At 36.6% G+C, this 20,605-nt stretch carries 10 protein-coding genes; 6 read left to right on the forward strand and 4 right to left on the reverse strand.

Annotated elements, in window-relative coordinates:
* The first annotated feature begins 49 nt into the window (after positions 1-49).
* From mnmE to RNZ46_RS14520, 6 genes are all read left to right on the forward strand, one after another.
* A complete protein-coding gene (mnmE, locus tag RNZ46_RS14495; protein ID WP_316982885.1) occupies positions 50-1,453 on the forward strand; it encodes a tRNA uridine-5-carboxymethylaminomethyl(34) synthesis GTPase MnmE in 1,404 nt (467 codons plus the stop codon).
* A 278-nt stretch (positions 1,454-1,731) separates the two neighbouring features.
* A complete protein-coding gene (locus RNZ46_RS14500) occupies positions 1,732-7,383 on the forward strand; it encodes a hypothetical protein (RefSeq protein WP_316982886.1) in 5,652 nt (1,883 codons plus the stop codon).
* Positions 7,384-7,422: 39 nt separating this feature from the next.
* Positions 7,423-11,766: a hypothetical protein gene (locus RNZ46_RS14505; protein WP_316982887.1), complete on the forward strand. Its 4,344-nt coding sequence runs from the start codon at positions 7,423-7,425 to the stop codon at positions 11,764-11,766.
* A 338-nt stretch (positions 11,767-12,104) separates the two neighbouring features.
* Positions 12,105-13,160, forward strand: coding sequence for a serine hydrolase domain-containing protein (locus tag RNZ46_RS14510; protein ID WP_316982888.1), 1,056 nt, complete (start codon positions 12,105-12,107; stop codon positions 13,158-13,160).
* 60 nt (positions 13,161-13,220) lie between these two features.
* The gene (locus tag RNZ46_RS14515; RefSeq protein ID WP_316982889.1) at positions 13,221-13,781 is read left to right on the forward strand and encodes an NAD(P)-dependent oxidoreductase; all 561 of its coding nucleotides are present in this window, start codon (positions 13,221-13,223) and stop codon (positions 13,779-13,781) included.
* A gap of 408 nt (positions 13,782-14,189) precedes the next feature.
* Positions 14,190-14,879 carry a ferredoxin reductase domain-containing protein gene (locus RNZ46_RS14520; protein ID WP_316982890.1) on the forward strand — a complete coding sequence of 230 codons (690 nt, stop codon included), beginning with the start codon at positions 14,190-14,192 and terminating at the stop codon, positions 14,877-14,879.
* Positions 14,880-14,934: 55 nt separating this feature from the next.
* On the opposite strand, the gene RNZ46_RS14525 is transcribed toward RNZ46_RS14520, so the two are convergent.
* From RNZ46_RS14525 to RNZ46_RS14540, 4 genes are all read right to left on the reverse strand, one after another.
* The gene (locus tag RNZ46_RS14525) at positions 14,935-18,207 is read right to left on the reverse strand and encodes a cytochrome c biogenesis protein (protein WP_316982891.1); all 3,273 of its coding nucleotides are present in this window, start codon (positions 18,205-18,207) and stop codon (positions 14,935-14,937) included.
* 177 nt (positions 18,208-18,384) lie between these two features.
* Positions 18,385-19,653 (reverse strand): hypothetical protein, encoded by a 1,269-nt coding sequence (locus tag RNZ46_RS14530; RefSeq protein ID WP_316982892.1) that lies wholly within the window; start codon positions 19,651-19,653, stop codon positions 18,385-18,387.
* 17 nt (positions 19,654-19,670) lie between these two features.
* The gene (locus tag RNZ46_RS14535) at positions 19,671-20,042 is read right to left on the reverse strand and encodes a plastocyanin/azurin family copper-binding protein (protein ID WP_316982893.1); all 372 of its coding nucleotides are present in this window, start codon (positions 20,040-20,042) and stop codon (positions 19,671-19,673) included.
* Positions 20,042-20,581: a DUF4142 domain-containing protein gene (locus RNZ46_RS14540; protein WP_316982894.1), complete on the reverse strand. Its 540-nt coding sequence runs from the start codon at positions 20,579-20,581 to the stop codon at positions 20,042-20,044. The genes RNZ46_RS14535 and RNZ46_RS14540 overlap by 1 nt, the downstream gene beginning before the upstream one ends.
* Positions 20,582-20,605 lie beyond the last annotated feature (24 nt).

A 20,605-nucleotide genomic window follows, 5' to 3' on the forward strand; every position in this document is an offset into this window, starting at 1 on the left:
TTACAGCGGCTTTATCAAAAATGGCAAAGCATTTTACTATTTTTGCATCATGATAAATCAAGATACCATAGTGGCATTGGCAACACCTTCTGGGGCAGGGGCCATTGCCGTTATTCGACTTTCTGGGAGCGATGCTATTCGAATTGCGGAGAAACAGTTCAAATCGGTTTCTGGTAAAATATTAAGTAAACAAGCAACGCACACCATACATTTAGGGCATATTATTGACGGTGACAGAACCATTGATGAAGTATTGTTGTCCATTTTTAAGAATCCAAATTCTTATACAGGTGAAGATGTTATCGAGATTTCGTGCCATGGGTCTAATTATATACAGCAGGAAATTATCCAACTTTTTTTAAGACAGGGCTGTAGAATGGCAACCGCAGGTGAGTTTACACTGCGCGCCTTTTTAAATGGAAAATTGGATTTAAGTCAGGCTGAAGCTGTTGCCGATTTAATTTCAAGCGATAACGAAGCAAGTCATCAAATAGCGATGCAGCAAATGCGTGGTGGGTTTTCATCTGAAATTGCAAAACTGCGGGAAGAACTTTTAAATTTCGCATCGTTAATAGAATTGGAACTCGATTTTGCTGAGGAAGATGTCGAATTTGCCGACCGCACACAATTTAAGGATTTGGTGGCGCGAATTACTTTGGTTTTAAAACGTTTAATAGATTCGTTTGCGGTTGGCAATGTGATTAAAAACGGAATTCCCGTGGCTATTGTTGGCGAGCCCAATGTGGGGAAATCCACACTTTTAAATGCCCTTTTAAATGAAGAACGCGCCATTGTTTCAGATATCGCTGGTACGACACGCGATACTATTGAAGATGAAATTTCGATAGGTGGGATTGGTTTTAGGTTTATAGATACCGCCGGAATCCGAGAAACAAAGGATGTTGTTGAAAGTATTGGTATTAAAAAGACGTTTGAAAAAATTGAGCAAGCCCAAGTTGTTATTCTGTTGTTGGATGCTAAAGCCTTTAAAACGGAAAGCTCAAAGTTTAAAGTAGAAATAGAAAAAATAAAAAATAAATATCCACAAAAACCATTGCTTGTTATTTTGAATAAGGTTGATGAAATCAGTAAAAATGACACGGAGGTAATTACGACTATTTCAGAAGATTTCGAGAAAACGCCTGTTTTAAAATTATCGGCGAAAACAGGTGAAGGCGTCGATGCCCTAAAAGAAAAACTACTGGAATTTGTTAATACCGGCGCTTTAAGGAATAGTGACACAATAATCACAAACACAAGGCATTACGATTCGTTATTAAAAGCGTTGGAAGAGGTTGAAAAAGTTAGATTTGGTTTAGAAACCGGTTTATCTGGCGACCTTTTGGCTATCGATATCCGTCAAGCTTTATACCACTTTGGGGAAATTACAGGCGAGATTACCAGTGATGATTTATTGGGGAATATTTTTGCTAATTTCTGTATCGGGAAGTAAATATACTTTTCAGTTTTTAACTTAATCTACTTATTGAATAAATCTTTAGAAATAAATTACATTCCATAAATAATTAATCAACATTTTTGTTAAAAAATTAGGAAAAACTTAGAATTTGATATAAATTTATAAATTATCTCTCCCTTTTTGGTAATTTACGATTTACTAGTGGCGTTTTTGGGTTTCCTTAAAAGTTTTCTAGTCATTACTTTTTATTTTATAATTCCCACTTTTTAATAGGCACTTAATAATAGGATCCTCATTAAAGACAATGAATTATGAATCACCTTCAATTAACTTCGCTCCTTGAAAGTATCACAGGCCATTTAAAACCCACTACTGATTCGCAAGAAAAGGAACTTCAAAAGGCACAAAAAAGAATTGCTAATTCATTACTTCAAAATGAGGATGTAGGCAGTGAACAATTATTTGCAAACTCTAATTTTTATAGCAAAGAAAACATTAATAGTGACCGATTGAAGATTATACAAAAAGTTGCTAAAGATACAGTTAAAACATCCAAGGATGATGGTTTTCGCACATTTATACGAACCATACCTGCGAGGACTTCTCAGGTTTCAGGAAGTATTCCAGATTGGGCTAATGGTGCGCAAACTTTCGAAACCATGGGGCCATTTATCAATTCTGAAGGACGCTATGCATGGGTAGATGTTTATAAAACCATTAAGTTAACCACCTTATATATGGGTGGAGTTCCTGTGCTATTGTTCAAACCTAAAATTCAGAGAAATCGTAGGAATAGAATCCGTCCAATTAGACCGATTAATGAATATGCCATCGCCGCAGGCACAGTTTGGATAAAGGCAAAACTTCTTGCATTAAATGCACCAGAGACTCTTTTTGTTGGATTAAAGGTGAAATCTGGTAGTATTAAATTGAGTAAAGCACCAGCTTTTGTTAATAAGAAAATTACCTTAAAACCGAATACAAACATTGAAATATCTTTATTGATGAAAGGAGATGCCAGTATCACTTCATCGGAAACATCACAATATGGAATAGATTCTAGAGACTGTGAATTTAAATTACCTGAAGTATTCAAATTTCATTGGAACGGAACAACAAAAAAGATTAAATCCTTATCAATAGGTGAGTCATTTTCAAAAATGTATGGACAATCCTTAAAATTCACATACAATTCCGTACCCAATCCAGCTATATCATACAATTCAATATTAAATGTACTGGCATTTCCTTTGCAACAAAACAAATCCGAATTTCAAGTCTCTACTAATAGTGGCAATTTCATAAACATTTCAGGTAATGCACCAATTATACAGAGCTATTGGTTTTTGCCTACCGCTCAAATTGATGTGAATCATCCGCTAAATGCGAAAGGAAACGGTGGTATTATACTGCATTGTGATAAAGGTTTGAGAGCATCATGGCCAAATCTCGACAATGATGATGTGCGCCTCGTGCAACCTCTAATTATTGGTGCTCCGGGAAGCCTTTCCATATCAGATTACGCCGCAGATGGTTCGGGCACATCGCAACATTATGATTTATGGCAAGACGGTAAAAACCCCTATAGTTCTTCAACCGATCTTAAATTTTTAAAGAATACGCCCATACTTTTATATATTTCTGGTACCGAAAGTCAAGAGTACATAACAACGCAATGTGATTCTGACTTTAATGTTGATAGGCCCATAAAAGTAAACGGCGAACCTTTTGAGGTTCGTACTAAATCTTCCGCCTTTATGCTTGCTGCTTCGGATGAACGACGGCTAATTTATTTATATGACGGTAATGTTATTGCCGATAATTTATCTAAAACAAAAAAGAAAAAACTTCCAAAACCAGTCGCTATTGCTTTAGAAAATGCTCTTTTTACAGTTTCTCAAGTGAATACCTGTCTTCTTTTTGGAGAAGTCGATACGGATTGTTTAAAATTGACGAAAGGCAATCTTTTTCTGGCGTTCGGACTTTACAGTTATTTACCAACTTTACCAGACCCTTATGTTGGGAAATTAAAATCTTGGGAACGGTTATTTAGAAGTCAAGGTACATTTAACAACTCTCGCAAGTACAGTCTTAATATGCTTATTTGCGCTGTAAAGCATAGACCAGTTGAGGAGCGCATAGATGAGGTCTCAACTGGATTTTATTTTGGTTCTTTTGCAACACCATCAGTGACTGATTTAAGCGATACTCCCACGGTTTCTCATACTGCTGATAAGATTGCAAGTTCAGATACAATTAAGGTAGCAGATACGCATGCTATTGGCGCCAAAAATATATCAAGAATTTTGCGTAATAGAAAAGCAAGATTAAAACCTCTTCTTCATAAAAAACAACCTGCCGATAGAATAGCGCTTACCAAAGAGCGATTAAAATCACTTAAAGATAACGCCACAAAAACCTTACACGCCACCGGGCAGATTATGAGTGCCGTAAAGGTGAATAAATCTTATATAGAAGAATTAGCAAAAACGAATAATAATCTGCTAGAAAATTTAGAAATCCAACCAGATTTAGATTTTAATGTTCAAACAGACCAACCCACTTTGGCAACCAATTATGACGAGAAAACCCTTTTTAAAGAAATACGAAAGCATAATCTTGAAAACGTTTGGGATGGGGTTGTAGGAAGCAGGCTTTCTGCAGAACCATTTGCCTTATTAGATATTAGTAGTAATGCCAACCAATTAGGAGTTAGTGTTAGTGGTGATATGATTATTGTTAAAACAGGTAGAGTGACAGCAGGAACAGAAGAAAATTCGTTGGTGGTTCAAAATAGCTGGCCTTTTATTGTTGAAGGGATGCAAGTTAAAGTTAAAGGTAAAATGGCGCGATCATTTATGTTGCCACAAATTGCTTGGGAACCTGTAATTAATTTGACGCCTCCCGACAAATCAGACCCACCAGCCTCTATCAAGCTTCCTATGGACCCAGAAGCTGGTCCTTTGTTTTATGAAGATGATGGCGGTCCAACCCGTATATGGAACAACAATCAGGAATTGGTAGGTCTTGCACCAATTCCCGTCGTCGATTCGATAGTTGATGATTTTCAGGACAATCCTAAGAATTATACCGTTTCGGCCTTTACACTTCCTTTTGGATTAAAGGCAATCAGTTATATTTCCAAAAATTTTATTGAACCGGTCAAACCGAATATTACCAACCTCCGGCCAGAATTTCGAAAAAATGCTGACGGTACTAATAAATACCGTGGTGGTATCCAATTAAGTCTAACTGCTGGGGATTTCGGTAAACCTGTACCTACTCCTGAAGAAGAAGATAGTCCTATGTTTCCAGGGTATACCATTCAATTAAATAACTTACTGGATCCTTTGGGAGCAAAATCGGGAGCAAGTAATCTTGGGCATCGAGTAACAGAAATTTTTAACAATGAATTTTTGGTTGGTGTCTTGAGTAAATCCAATAAATTAAAAGATTCCAGAGGTGTTCCTGTTTCCCGTATGGATGTTACGGGTTATGGCGCTAATATTTTTAGCGATTGGGTAAGCCCTACTGCTGCGATGGCTCAAACCAGTCAAGCAAAATTTGATGTGATGATGGGGCGCACAGCGCACGAAGTCATTCAAGTGAAAAGTATTTTATATCCTTGGGGTATTCGAGTGGTACGAACCATTACTGTTTTCCGAACTTCTACTGGTCGTATCTACAGAACAGATAGTGGTTGGAAAGCTGAATCGGATGGTTTATTCGATTTTTCTTACCGCTATTTGAAAATGGGAAAAGACCCTATGGACCCCAACCTTACAGATGCGGATTTTAAAACCGTAAACGCACCGTTTGAATTTCATCCCGGGACAATTAAAGGGTTATTTAATATTAGAAATATTAAGGACGCACCAGCTGTTAAGGAATTTACATCTACAAACACTTTCATAAATGGAGAAACTTATGTTGATGGTATAAAAGGAGTTGAAATCACGCATTCAGGAGCAACAAAATCGGAACCCGTAAAATGCGGTGGCGTTTATTTTGATGCCGATGTTGAAATTGAAAACCCGATACAGGGTCATGTTAACAAAAAGGTAGTATCCAAGAAAATTTTAGGCTATGTACAGGTTGCCCCTGCAGGAAAACCATTAACATCAGAACAATTGAAATCACTATTAAATCTTCAACAAGGTAGTATAGGTGGAGACTTAGATTGCGTTATCAATGTGAATAAAAGCGACCAGCAAATGCGTATTGACCGCTTTGATGTAAATAATGCAAATGATAAAAACGGAGAGCCTGTTTTTGTAGTAGCTGCACGCGGAACGGTGGTTTTACCAAAGGCTGGTAGTTGGTCGGTAGTCCAGCATAAGGCGGGAACAGGTGAAGTTACACCTATACCTTCGGGCACTACAGTACCACTTATTCGTACAGGAAAATGGATTAAAAACAAGGTTATTAATCCAACCGTAGTCAATAGTCAATTATTACGAATTGCTCATCCAACGGAAATTCTTAAAAAGGCATCAAATCAAACAATTAATTTCGGGTTTTTGCAATCTACAGCAACCCAAAAAGCACTCTTTTTAACGCCGTCATTCGGAAAAAATATTAAAAAATTATTGAGTAAAACGCCTCCTGTTTTTGCTGATGCCTACCGTTTGTTGGAAGGGAGTACTATTTTTCCAAATATTGGTAATGCCATTGACAATTTTGGTAAGGCGATGCCTATGCTAAACGGTAAGGATAGTTCTGGGAACGATGTGAAAGCCTTTGTTACTAACGCATTGAAAGATGGCGAAACAAAAGTCTTGGAATTAATGGAGATTGAAGTTGAGAAAGCAGGAGATGCCATTGTAGATCAAGGCATGAAAATGCTCCAAAAAGGAGCCAACGGTATTCTAGATAAGGCATTGAAATTTGATATTCCGCAATTTGAAGTACCCTTGGTGGATACCGATGCCTTAAAGATTTACATTGAATACAATACGAAAAATAAACCTTCTGCACCAAACTCAAATCACGTTGATGGTAAGTTGAATTTTGATGTTGATTCCTTTGCTAATGAAGCAGCTGAAACATGGAAAAGTAGGGTAAACAACCTCGCTATGGTGGTGGATCTTGGAGATATGAAACGATTGATGACCATAAAAGGAAATTTTGATGCCAATAAAGGTAAGGAAACTGGGTATGAAGGTGGTGATAATTCAGGAACTAATGGCTTGCCTGTCCCAGAAATAGAATTCAGCGATGAGCTTCAACCAGTTATTGATATTCTGGAAGTATTGGCACAATTAAGTCAAGGCAATTATGGAGAAGCCATGAAAAAAGGGCTGAAAATTGCCATGGGAAATAACGGCGAAATTTGGGAGTATAAATTTGAAGCTACCAAAGAAATCCCGCTAGTGCGTTTCCCTCCTACGGACGAATTGTATAATAGTGCACAAACACCACTAAAATTGGAGGCTTCATTAGCCTTGGGCGTATATTTTAATGCGGCCCTAAAAGTGACTACGGATCCTGCACAATTGCTGCCCACCGCTGGCGCATTCCTTCAATTCAAAGGAGGTTTAAGTGTTATGTGCGTATCTGTTGGTGTAGGCTCCGTTTATGCAGTAGGTTCAGTTGGTGTGAAGATTGCTGCCGATACCAAAGTAGGCCCAAATTTAGAATTGGCCTTCGCCTTTGGAGTCTCTATTGTTGTAAGCCTACCCGTTGTAGGAAATGCCAGTGTAACTTACATGATGGGTATTACGATGTATGCAGACATAGACAAAGTAATCATTACGGCTTTAATGACATTTAAAGGGAATGCCAATTTACTAGGAGGTATTGTTACAGTGACCATAATGATTGAAGCCAAGGGAATTATTGAAAGAATAGGGAACGAAACCAATGCTTCAGCTCAGGTAACTTTTGCGTTGGACATTAGCATATTCCTGATCATTGATATCAGTTTTTCAAAAACATGGGGAGAAGACAGACAAGTGGCATAAGCAGCAAGGCCATAACAAATTTTAATTACAACAACAGATATGGAAACTAAAAGAAGATATACCACGATGGTCTTTCCGCAGGGATTCGATGGAAATACAATGAAGTTGAATATTGTACTGATTCCGAGGAATCAAGATCCGTTTAATAGCAATACGGGTTTACCTGCTCCCGATAATGTAGCAACATCTTTTGCCGACCTTATTCCTGAGTTTGAAATAAAGATTGTAAAAGGTCTGGATCAATGGCCTATCAGTAATTCAACTAACGCGGGTAGTGTTCCAGAAACAATTCCTATCAACGTTTCTACGGCTGTGAATAAGAAAGCATTATTACAGGCTATCGCAGCAGATTTTGGAGCAAAAATCAATTTAGACAATACAACAGATAAAGCTGAAACACAAGAGATTATCGTAAATAAATATTTACCGAAGACCTATCGAAATGCTTTCAATTTTACAACACCTCGACATGAAAATGCAAAAACCGATGACAGTTACCATTGTGCTATAAGAGAACCGGCTAAGAAAAAAGCAGATTGGAAGAATAGTGACGATATGAGTTGGGGACAAGTATTTGCCCATATTCTCCGTCAACCCATGCTTGCCAAAGCTTGTGGTATGATCTATAGCACTGAGATTTCAGTTTCAGATCACTCAGATTGGTACGATAAGGGAAGTTATATTTATGTTGATCTAGTCAATGCAGATTATGTCGATATTCAGGAACGGCTTTTTGAAGACGCCGATGGCCCTTTTGTAAAACGTTATGCTGCACGACTTCCAAAATTAACAATAGATGAACCGCGTCCTGTTTTTGCGCCTTTACTTTTTCCTGTATTATTCCGTAAGGCATCATCATTAGTTGACCCAGAACCTCCAAAAGCACCGTGGGATCAAATATTTGCAGAGCTAAATGAGTACAACGATGGTTTTGCTAAAATTGTGCATGCAGCGCAGCCTGTAAGCAGTAATTTATTAAGTGAGCAGCAGGATGGCGCTCATCCAGTAAACGACTTGGGTTTCAGGTTAGCATGGGATGATGAACAAATCCTAATCTGGTACATTCGCCAGTTAACACATAACCCTGAAGACCCAGGTAAAAGAATTGATGCGCCTTTAGGCGTTTATGGATACAAAGTAGATGTAAAAAAGGAAAATGCCCTCGAGTGGAATAGCTTAAACCTTGTAAAAAGCAAACAGGTTTACACAATTGGAGGAGTTAGTCTGGGGAATTCCGTAAACGATCAGTTGGAATTACCATACCAAGTATTTCCAACACAACCCGATAATGATACCAATGGTGCTTATTGGTTGCCCATGTATTTTACCAGCTGGATAGGTAAAAGCATCGTATTAAAAGATGCAGATTCTATTTTGATTTACCGCAATAATGAAGAGTTAGATCCTGTTGGAGTTGCAAAAAACGTTAACGCCACAAATGCCTTTGATGCGGTGCCTGTTGAAGCTGAACTCTTATACGGAAACACCTATGAATTTAGGGTGCGAATGATGGACATTAGTGGAGGTGGCCCGGGAATGGAAGACGAGTTGCATAATAATGCGGCTAGTCCAACCTCAAAACGCTTATTTAAAAGATATATCGCTCCGGGACTTTGCCAGATAAATAAACCTGAGGGTGTTAGAAATGTAACAATAACTTACTTTAATGAAACCATAGTGGATGATGTATCAATCTTTGATGCAAATCCCGTGCTAGAAATAGGTCGCCCACTACTTACTTACCCAGCGGTAGTTTTTACCAATAAATATCAAGAAAGAGGATTAGATCCCGTAGCCTTACTTATTCAGTCAGCAACCGGCGTGACATCTTCAGATGTTATCCCTAAGCAGATCATAACTCCTGCAATAGCTGATCCGGATGTAGATAGAGTGGAGATTAAAGTAGAAGTGGAAACCTTGCGATTAGATAACCTATTGAGTGAGAGCGGGAGAGAAAATTATATCACATTGTATAAAACCCATCGTAACTTTCCAGCAGATTTTGATGGGCAACTTAGCGTACCCATTGTTTTTAGAGATGTTAATGCATTGAATTTAGGTAATGAGGCTGATCCTTTTAATGATTTGACAATTAATAATATTGCCATTGATGCCATGAACGAATTGCCTTTACCAACAGCTCGAAAAATAAGGGTAACCCTCAGAGGTGTGTGCAAAGATCAAGATAATTATTTTGGATTTGAGAATGCAGCCAATCCTAATTTAGACTCTCGCTACGGTAAAACGATGCAATTCCTATTTTATAAGGAATCTATTGTTGAAGATGATATGTTATTGTTAAAACCAAATATTGCTCCGATAAAAGCGATTTATTTGCAACCAGATCCACAACATATTATTAAACAGCGTAACACGAAAATTTTTCATAACCTTCAAAACCTAAATACTATTCCTGATATTGTCGAGAGGCTGGCCCAACAACTGGGAGTCGTCTCAAAAGGAATGACTCTTGTTGGAGAAAAAGGAGAGCGTGTTGTTTTTGGATGTAGCAATAAAATACAGCATCATTTAGCCCCAGATCATAGTAGTATTACTTTAGGTTCAAAAGGCGACTTATGCAACCATTGGATAGGTTGTATCGTGTACCGTATAAATAGAGATTGGAGTTGGGATGCTTTGAAGAATGTTAGTTTTTCTATCTCTAGAAATAAAAAATTTAAAGATGATGAAGAAATAGAAACCTTGAAAGTAGGTGATATTGAACTTAAACACTACGCGTCCTTTGAGTCATTGATTGCTAATGATTTTGGGATTGTAAACAGAAACTATACCACCTTAATATTTATAGATGCCATCGAACCAAAATCGAAACTTTTGCAAACCAATGGTCAGTTACGTTTCCCTGATGAACTAGAGGTAGATTATACTATTACGCCGCATTTTAAAGCAAATCATGGTAGTGTCCAAGAGCACAAACCGGATAAGTTAACGTTGCCAACAACTATAAATCCAGCGCAAGTTCCAAAAATTGTGAGCGTAGGAATGGCTTTTTCTCCGTATATAAAAAATGAAAAGTATAGTGCCACAGAGCCACGGCAGCGCTATTTATGGGTAGAGCTGGAAGAGGCTGTAAAAGACCCGCATGATACGTTGTTTTGCAGATTGCTGCGTTATGCACCCGATCAAATGTTGAGTCATAATCGGGAAATAATGGACGAAACTCTTCCAGATCCAATTCTCCCCATAGATCCCGAGTATGTTAGAAGTATCACCCCTAATCAGACTGATGATATGGCTGGTTTAAGTGCGATGCAAGCCATGGAAAAAGCAAGCGATAATGACGATATTCATTATTTGTTGCCTTTGCCACCGGGGCTACACCCTGAAAGCCCCGAATTATTCGGGTTTTTTACCTACGAATTCAGGATTGGTCATGGACACTGGAGTAATCTTGAACCAGGAAAAGATAACTTGTGGAGTACTGCTAATGGGCGTTTCAGCAGACCATTACGAGTTACAGGCATGCAACATCCAGCTCCAACGTTGCTCTGCAATGTAGATAGGGATGAAATTAAGGTAAAGGTAAATGCGCCTTATGCCAAAACGGTTCTCAACGGAAAGAATGTTACAGCAGATCCGCCACGCACCCAATTACATTGTGTTCTTTACACCCAAGTTGAGCAGGCCGATGGTGCAGAATTTAGGAACATTCTGCTCGATGAAAAATTAATGAAACTTGTAAACCCAATTAAGGCTAAAACCGACTTGAATCTGTCTTCTGTGTTGGTTGAAAATATGGAACAAACGGATAAATTTCATGTAACCGAGAAAGAAGAACAGGAGAAAGCTAGCCATTTACTGGCTCAATTTCAATTGTTTAACCAAGTAGATAAACTAGATTTGGATCAAACAACCAGAAGTAAAGTTTCTAAACTTGTTCAAAGACGTTCTAAAGGAAAAATGGTAACTCCAGATGTTGATACGTCACGTAAATTATTAAAGGCGTATGACACATATAGAAAACAACCAGATTTTGTTACTCCCGTTCCAGCAAATGCATCATTTACCAATGCATCTTTAATTAAAGGTGCTAAACTCGCCATTTATAAGGATAAAGTTAAAACAGGAAGCTGTAGCTGGACTAATAAAGAGATTGGTATCTTGTTAAATAGGTATGGACTGCCTGAAGATTCTCCTTTAAGCATCATTGTAGTTGAGGTATTTGGTAATATTACCAATTTCTTCGATTATCTCAATTTTCCAACGGAACTATTGGACGAACACTTACCAGATTATGCAAACATCATTAATGGACATAAATTGAGAAATGAAAAAGCGCTATCCGATAATTTGGGACAATTCCGTATTTTAAGAACATCACCATTAACAGAAGTACCTTTTATATGTTGTGTTGATTGTTGAAATAGTTAATTGAGCATCAGAATTAAATTTGGCAGCTATTTTCTTATTTTAGAAATAAACATTTTATAAGAAGGGAACAGTCTGTTGGTTTCCTTTTTTCGCTCATACTTATATATTTAATATTCTTCTAATTAAATATAATATAAATAGTTTTAATTTTAACGTGATAATTTTAGGGAAATGCTTTAGCTTTAGCGCTAATGGTTTTAAAATGAAATACCATATATCACGTGTAGTTAACCAATTCATCCATAATATGTAACAGTTCAGTAAATCACAATATATTTTTATTCCAATCTAAAATATATTTGTACTATAAAACAAAATCATCAGGATTAATGGAACGTGCTAAACCAAAGACCTCAAAAGCAAAACAAATTTTTAGAATCGTATTACTTGTTAGTACATTTATATCCTTATGGTTTGTGCCTTGGATATTGGTAAAAGCATGGATATTACCGTTACCAGATACAGTACAGGAGCAAGTCGAGCAATCCTTGAGCTATGGTTTTGATGGTGTTATTGTATATGTTGATGAAGCGGGCAAACCACCAGCGTTTTATGCAGCGGGTTATCATAATAAAGAACAGAAAATACCCGCCAACCCTAAAGCTTTGTTCAAAATTGCAAGCATAAGCAAGTTATATGTCGCAGTAGCTATTACCAAATTGGATAGTGAAAATCGTTTGTCTTTAGATGAGTCACTTGTCGATTATTTTCCTGAACTGTTAAATAGAATTGAAAATGCTGATAAAATCACTTTGCGAATGATGGTTAAACACCGGAGCGGCATTCCTAATTTCACGGACAATCCTGAATTTTGGAACAATCAACCAAACACCAATATAGACGTGCTTGAATATGCATTGGATTTACCGGCGGAATTTGAGCCAAACAAAGATTATGGCTATTCCAATACAAACTACTTGCTGCTTTCAAGAATTATAGAGCAAGTTACGGGCGGTAGTCGTCAAGACTATTTCAACAAAGTAATATTAAGGCCGCTTGGGTTGAAGCATACTTTTGGATCAATTGATAACGTTAATCTAGACGATGTTATGAGCGGTTATTATGTTGGCATTGAAAAGGATTTTAAAAACGAGAATAATGGTATGATGATAGCTACCGCTGAAGATGTTGGCATCTTTTTAAGAGCTTTAAATGATGGGTCGTTACTTAGTGAAAGCGAAATGGAAACCTATGCGTCTATTTATGAATTTAATCATGGAGGATTGGCTCCAGGTTACCAATGTATAGCAGAATATCATAAAGATATTGATGCTGTTGTGATTCAATTTATGAATACCACCGATTTTGAAGGCTACCAATGGAATCTGCTAGAGATAACACATACACGTGTTGTAAACATATTGCGTAATGCAAAGGGGCTTTAAACGAAACAATTCCAGTTATACATCGTCTTAAAAATATATCAATCAATCAAAAAAATCAGTATGACAATTTTAGTAGTAGGAGCAAGTGGAGCCACAGGAAGAAAATTAGTTGAGCAACTTCTCGATCAAAACCATAAAGTAAAAGTAATTGTAAGAACACCTGAAAAGTTACCCGAATCATGGAAAACCCACGGTAATCTCCAAATTATTTCTGCTAGTGTATTGGCACTAAGCGATATGGAAATGACTGAAATAGTCAAGGATTGTCACGCCGTTGCGTCTTGCCTTGGTCATAATTTAACTTTTAAAGGTATTTACGGGCAACCCCGAAAACTCGTAACGGATGCTACACGACGCTTATGCGAAGCCATACAATCTAATGGGCTGCAAAGCCCAACAAAATTTGTGTTAATGAACACCACAGGGAATCGAAATCGCGATTTAAACGAGCCCATTTCTTTTGCACAAAAATGCGTTATTGGTTTGCTGCGTTTGTTGTTACCACCTCATGTAGATAATGAGAAAGCTGCGGATTATTTAAGAACACAAGTTGGGCAAAACAATAATTTTATTGAATGGGTTGCAGTTAGGCCAGATGGCTTAAAACGAAGAAGAAGTTAGCGATTATGAGATTCATCAATCACCAACACGAAGTGCTATTTTTAATGCTGGTAAAGTAAGTCGTATTAATGTAGCGCACTTTATGGCAGGTTTAATTACGGACGATAACCTATGGAACAAATGGAAAGGGCAGATGCCAGTCATTTATAGCAAATAGTATTGGAGCTATTAACTGCACTAGTGAAATGTGTGCAAAGTGATAAATAAAAGTATATCAAGTTGTTTGTTTTTTGAGATATTATAAGAAGTCTTAATTATCTTTATTCCGATTAAATATTATGGCTTCTTAGTTTTACAAAATTTCATTTTAAAGGTAAAAAATGATTATTACCATATGAAGAATATAATATTTTGTAACTAATTAAGTAGAACTGCATCCAAAAATAAAGACTTTTAAACTTTATTAAGATGGGTTTTATTTTTCCACACAAGGCAAAGGTTATTCATGTGATAACTGTAAGCCACGACGTTGTTTTGTTAAGAGTAACAAAGCCATTTAAATTTAATTTTATGGCAGGTCAAGCCGTTGACCTGAGTATTGATAAACCAGGTTACGAGCTATCTGTAGCTCCTTTTACTTTAGTCAATGCACCTCTAGATGATTATTTAGAATTTGTTATAAAAATATATCCAAATTCGGATGGGCTAACAAAAGGTATTGCCGAATTATTGCCTAATGATATCGTTCAACTATCTAAAGCTTGGAATTCTTACGAATATATTGGTAGAGGAACCTTTATTGCTGCGGGAACTGGAATTACTCCTTTTTTACCCATATTTAAAAATATGCTGGATAAAGGCATTGATGTGAAGAAAGAGCATAGGTTAATTTATGCAAACAAGACAAAAGATGATATTTTATTTTATACAAAATTGAAAAAATTATTCAGTTCCAAATTGTCTGTTACTTTAAGTAGAGCTAAATCAAAAAACCTCCATTTTGGTAAAATTGATAAAGATTATTTAATAAAATTTATCCAAAACACAGAACAACATTTTTACGTTTGTGGTCCTAAAAAATTTGAAGAGGATGTAAAAGCACACCTTATCACTATTGGTGTAAATCAAAATTATATTCAAACGGGTTACAAGTTTTAGCTCCTGTTAATTTTAAAATCATTAATAATAATAGAAAAATCATCAACAAGTCTAGCTACGTATTTAAACGTGTTTTATTCATTACATAAGCGACTAATGATAAAATTAACATACCAGAAGCTGCAATATAAATCCATATCGGTATGGGTATAGGGTCGCCAGCGGCATAGGAGTGTAGTCCTGATAAGTAATAGTTAACTCCAAAATAGGTAAATATAATAGACCAGATGGCCCATAAACTAACCATGTTAAATGTGAGCTTATCTCGAAGCTTCGGAACCAATCTTAAGTGCAGGACTACCGCATATATTATAATTGATATAAAGGCCCAGGTTTCTTTAGGGTCCCAACTCCAATAACGCCCCCAACTTTCGTTAGCCCACATGCCTCCCAAAAAGGTACCAATAGTTAATGCAAAAACACCAACGGTTAAAGCCATTTCGTTAACTAAAGTCAGTTCTTTTATAGAGTGTTTTGTTTTTTTATTTGATTTAAAACTAAATAAAATTAAAGAAATAAAACTCAATACCGCCGATAAACCAAAAAAACCATAGCTAGAGGTAATAATACCTACATGAACCATTAACCAGTAAGATTTTAAAACAGGCTCTAAGGGTGTAATCTGCGGGTCGAGCATGGAGCCACCGTGTGCAAATCCCATCATAATCATAGCCACTAAGGCACCAGCAGCAGGAATAAAAGCATTCCGGTTTTTGTAAAGGAGTAACCCAGCAAGTACACCTACTGCCGAAATAAAAATAATGGCTTCATAGCCGTTGCTCCATGGGGCATGTCCGGAAAGATACCAACGCACCGCTAAAGCTGTTGTTTGAATAATTAATGCTATAATCATCAATCCCAACATTATTTTGGTTAAAAATCGAATATTTTGATTGCGTTTCGTTTTTAACGAAAACACCTCTGCAAAACCAAGAATTATCATAAAAAATCCTAATAAACTATAAACAATCATAAGCCAAAAAAACAGGTTTAAATGATTGTAAAGAATTTCCAGTTTAACCTTAAGGGGTGTTGGAATAATGTCTTTACTAAGCTCTTGTTGGAATAATTTTAGGTCTTCAATAGTTTGATCGGCATCTGTCCAGTTTTGGGTTTTTAAGCCTTTTTTAACGCCATTAAAATAATTGCTTAAAAGTTTATAAGCGGTATTGTCAATCTCAACAGATTTTTCATTGGTACTATAAATCCAGCTCGTCCAAGTATTTAAAGGATCATTTTTTACAGGGATAACCGTTGTGTAGTACCCAAACGCTATATTGCTAAAAATGTTGAATCGTTCGGTTATTTCTATTACGGCTTTATCGTAATTGGATTGGTCGGCTTTTCGTTTACTAAAAGATTTATTGTTTTGTTCTTCAAGCTTATAAATTCCCGTATTAACATCAACAAGATTAGCATATGATGTATAGCCTTCACTATTTGCACCAGTTTCTTTAATAAGTTTATGGCCGCCTTTATTGCCCACTTTTATCAAGGGCTTATCTGCCCAAAAGCCAGGGTCTATTTGCATGGAAATAAACCATTGGTTTGAATTTATAAGTACATTACCATATTGATAAGCATCTTTTTTGTAAAGTTTTCTAAGTAGTTCTAGGGTGTGGGTATCCATAGGTTTTATTCTACCTTGAAAATCTTGTACCAAAAGGCGCCCAAATTTCTTTGTATGATTAGGGTTAACAATTCTATTTGTTCCGAGTTCTTTGGGTGTAGCAAATTGAGCGTTTGGACCAGGTAAGGTTTGATTAACCTTTATTGTATCTGTTATTTTTGCTTTATTATTTTGAGCGTTACTGGGATGAAAGCTACCCAAAACGATTACGAGAAACAATAATGAAAGCAGGTTCTGGTTTTTTTTATGCATTTTTTTTAATGATTTGTTCAGCTTCCAGAAATAAGTGTTTTTCCAAAATAAGGTTAAAAACATGCCTGCAAAAAGTAGAAAATATCCAATATAGGTGATATTTGTTCCCCACCAATCAGCATTTACCGAAAGGATGGTTCCTGTTTCATCTGGAAAATAACTGGCTTGAAAAAAACGGTACCCTTTATAATCCATAACATTATTCATATAGATATGGTGTTGTTTTTTATAATCACCATCTATAACCGTTATTTCGCTCTCGTATGAAGACGGGTTGTTTGATCCGGGATAACGGTCAAGTAAAAAATCATCACAACGTAAATAAAAGTCTGTATATAATATTTTAGACCCAAACCCTAATGATACTTTTAAACCATTAATCCATATGGTTTTGTCAAGTTGTGTTGTACCTTTACCTCCTTTAATAAAGATGGTGTCAGTCTCTTTTTCTGATCGGATTTCTAACTGAATAATATCCAATAGATTTTTATTATTCGGGTTGGTTTTGTCTCCGTTGTAGTAAACTTTTTTTCCTTTAAAGGCTTTTTTAGGAATAATAAAACGGGTATTGTTTACTGTATAAAGTGCTCTGTTGTTTAATGGTTTAAAGTTGTTTGCTTTGATTGATCCAGAGTTTTGAGCTAATAAAGTTGAATCAACTACAGCGCCTAATCGTTGCCCTTCCATAGATAAATATTGCCCGTTAGTGGGAAGGGCAATTGTAAGGTTTCCTTCTTTTTCTATCAATTGAACCGCATCTTTAATGGGATTGTTAAAACTGAACAACATCCCATCAATTACTTTAATATCACCACTTTGGATATAATTATTTTTTCGTTGCCCTTGACCAATGGTAACGATATTGAGCATTTTTTTTCCGGTTTCGGTTTTTTGAATAGAATCTTTAGCTAATGGAATGTAGTCGAGCGTTTTAAGTGATATCACTTTGTCACCAAACCGATAATTTTGTTTGAAGGTTCTTTTGAACGGCCACCTGGTATCTTTAGCGTTAAAATGTGACATCATATATGGGTGCTTGTCATAACGGAGTGTTTTGTTTCCGTCGGAGACAACTAGTTTAAAATAGGTAAGGTCACTGATTATTTTGTTGGTGGTTCGCCCTTCTTCAATAGGCATTTGCCCTTCAAAACCTGAATATCGCGTAGTTGCACCTCCTAAAAATATAAAAACAAAGGCCAAGTGAAATATGAGTACTGGCCACTTATCTTTTCTTGTAAGTCTATAGGTTCTTATATTGGCGGTAAACAAGATGATTAACCAAAGCATAAGGATTTCAAACCAAGTGGCATTGTATATTAATGTTTTTGCAGTAGCGGTGTCATAATCATTTTCAATAAAGGTTGCCACAGCCATGGAAATGGCAAACATCAATAACAGAACCGTCATGGTTCTGGTTGAAAACAAAATATGTTTTATGCGTTTCATTAAAAAAAAGGGAATAGACTTTTGTAAATCTTTGATTTTAGTAAATAAGTGTTTTGGCTATTTAAAAAAATGCATCTCTTTTTTTTAAATTGGTTCCTTTATGGATTTCCGCTTTTAAAAGAGATGCAAAAAAAACAACATGACACATCAAATTACTATTGGTTTACGAAGCCTATTTTAAATAGATTTCAGGTATTCGGTAAGATCAGCTTTTTCAGAAGTATTTAAATTAAGATTGTTTTCCACGTTATATCTATCCACCACATCGGCCAATGTTGCTGCAGAACCATCGTGAAAATACGGAGGGTGCTGCCAAATCCCTTTTAATGGTGTGACCCGCCACAGCTTTGTGGCAGAGCGCTTAACATAATCTTTATCAACTGCCACAGAAGCGCTTTGGGGATGCAGCTTTCCGCCTTCGATAACGTCGGAAAATAAGGGCCCCGAATGGCAAGTTGCGCATTGTCCTTTTCCAGAAAACAGTATTTTACCTCGTTCAGCGGCAGCCAAATCAAACGAACCAGTTGGAGCCTCAGGTGCAGATAATGAAAATTGATATGCCTGTAATGCGGGCAGTTTATCTGTTACTAAGTCGTCACCTTCTCTATTATCGACTACCAAACCAAGACGTGGGTCTTCAAAGTATCCGTGACCTCGCATTTGAGTTACGGCCACATACCTATTCCAATACGCCACTGGTCCAACGGGTTCGTGTTCTACATCGCCATCACCAGTAAAAATTGCTTTGGGTAAACCATATAAGCCATAAGCTGGAGGAATAACCACAGGGTTGTTGATACCATCATTATTAAATCTGGGATCATAAATTCCGGGTCCCCACGACGCATAAATATCTTTAGTAGCTTGATCTAAAGCTGGCGACAGGGATATAATTAAACCTGGGTTTAAATCCCTGTTGGCCCAACCATCTAAACGATTTCCTATACCTGGGGCGAATGAATCATCAACCGTTGAATGGCATAGGGCACAAGTAATCCCCATTCTGTCCAGCTTTAAGCTCCCGTCTTCTTTTTCGCTAACTTGCCCTTGAACACCAACAACAGCATTAAGTTGCAAGAGTGTTAAGGTAGTTTGAGGGTCTTCTAAATCTACCTCTCCATTTTGAATAGCGGTAACCACGGCTTCAGGTAAAGCAGCAGCATCAACTTTTAATCCAACACTTAATGCAGTAACGGGGCTTACAGCACTTTCAATTACTTGATTCATTTTAAGCACATCAGTCCAAAATGTTTCATCACCAAAGGTATCGTATCTAAAAACCTGCTTTCCTTGTTCTACTAATTGTGGGTCTAATGGCGGTAAATTTAAATCACCTTCACCAGGTGGAATTGTGATAATAGTACCAGAATCGTCTTTGTCACAACCCACTGCAGTGATTAATAAAATGAAAACTCCAATTGTTTTAATGATATTATTTAATTTCATAGTTATTTGATTTATAATTATTTAGCTAGTGTAATAGTGCCCTTCATGACCTTGTGAAGATTACAGAAGTACTTGATGTCCTCATGGATTACTTTCGACCATTTTTCGCCTTTATTAAAAGGTTTTGAGGTCCATTTTTGATTGAGCTCTTCGGTAACATCATGGGGCACAAAGTCTTTATTAATCCAAACAACCGTATCTCCTTTTTTTACGGTTAAATGGGCGGGATTAAATTTCATCCTAAATATGGTTACTGTATGCGTTGTGGACGTTTCAGATAAACCGACATTGTTTTCGGGGGTTTTGAAGCCTATAAAAAACATAATCAATAAAATTAATGCCGCAAAAACCAGTAAATATTTTGAGATTAAAGATTTATGTGTTCGCATTATTTTGAAATTTTACTTTGTGCCATTTTAGCATGCCCCAAATGTACTTCCAACGCCGGAACAACGGCCTCCAATAAACTTTTTAACTCTGCATTTTTAGCTTGAGGTATTAATAAGCCGTTTACAGCATCAATAACTGCTTTATGGTAGGCTACTTCATTATCTATATAGGTTTTATCAAAATCTTTTTTCTTAGCCTTTTTAAGCTTTTTAAGAGATTCTTTTGACTGTTTTAATAAAGACTGACTTACACCATTGTCTTTTGGCGTTACGCCTAACTTTGTTACCAAGGCAACAGCTTGTTTAATAACGGCGTTATGATCTTCCATCATCCTTTTAGCAAAATCAATAACCTCTTGGTTTTTAGATCGCTTAATGGCCAATTTAGCGTAATCAATATCTATTTGGTTTGCAACAACAGCTACTGAAGCTATTTCTGCATCATTCAATTTTGGCGTTTCTTGACCCCACAACATATTGGGTATCGATAATAGCAATACACAAGTTATAAGAGCCGTAATTTTAATTTTTGTATTCATAATATTGTTATATTTAATTTTGTT

The sequence above is a fragment of the Hwangdonia lutea genome (genome assembly GCF_032814565.1).
Taxonomy (GTDB): domain Bacteria; phylum Bacteroidota; class Bacteroidia; order Flavobacteriales; family Flavobacteriaceae; genus Hwangdonia; species Hwangdonia lutea.

Coding starts and splice junctions, on each gene's coding strand:
- RNZ46_RS14535 (WP_316982893.1), bottom strand. CDS start 20,042: ATGCGAACACATAAATCTTTAATCTCAAAATATTTACTGGTTTTTGCG.
- RNZ46_RS14500 (WP_316982886.1), top strand. CDS start 1,732: ATGAATCACCTTCAATTAACTTCGCTCCTTGAAAGTATCACAGGCCAT.
- RNZ46_RS14540 (WP_316982894.1), bottom strand. CDS start 20,581: ATGAATACAAAAATTAAAATTACGGCTCTTATAACTTGTGTATTGCTA.
- RNZ46_RS14515 (WP_316982889.1), top strand. CDS start 13,221: ATGACAATTTTAGTAGTAGGAGCAAGTGGAGCCACAGGAAGAAAATTA.
- RNZ46_RS14525 (WP_316982891.1), bottom strand. CDS start 18,207: ATGAAACGCATAAAACATATTTTGTTTTCAACCAGAACCATGACGGTT.
- mnmE (WP_316982885.1), top strand. CDS start 50: ATGATAAATCAAGATACCATAGTGGCATTGGCAACACCTTCTGGGGCA.
- RNZ46_RS14505 (WP_316982887.1), top strand. CDS start 7,423: ATGGAAACTAAAAGAAGATATACCACGATGGTCTTTCCGCAGGGATTC.
- RNZ46_RS14520 (WP_316982890.1), top strand. CDS start 14,190: ATGGGTTTTATTTTTCCACACAAGGCAAAGGTTATTCATGTGATAACT.
- RNZ46_RS14530 (WP_316982892.1), bottom strand. CDS start 19,653: ATGAAATTAAATAATATCATTAAAACAATTGGAGTTTTCATTTTATTA.
- RNZ46_RS14510 (WP_316982888.1), top strand. CDS start 12,105: ATGGAACGTGCTAAACCAAAGACCTCAAAAGCAAAACAAATTTTTAGA.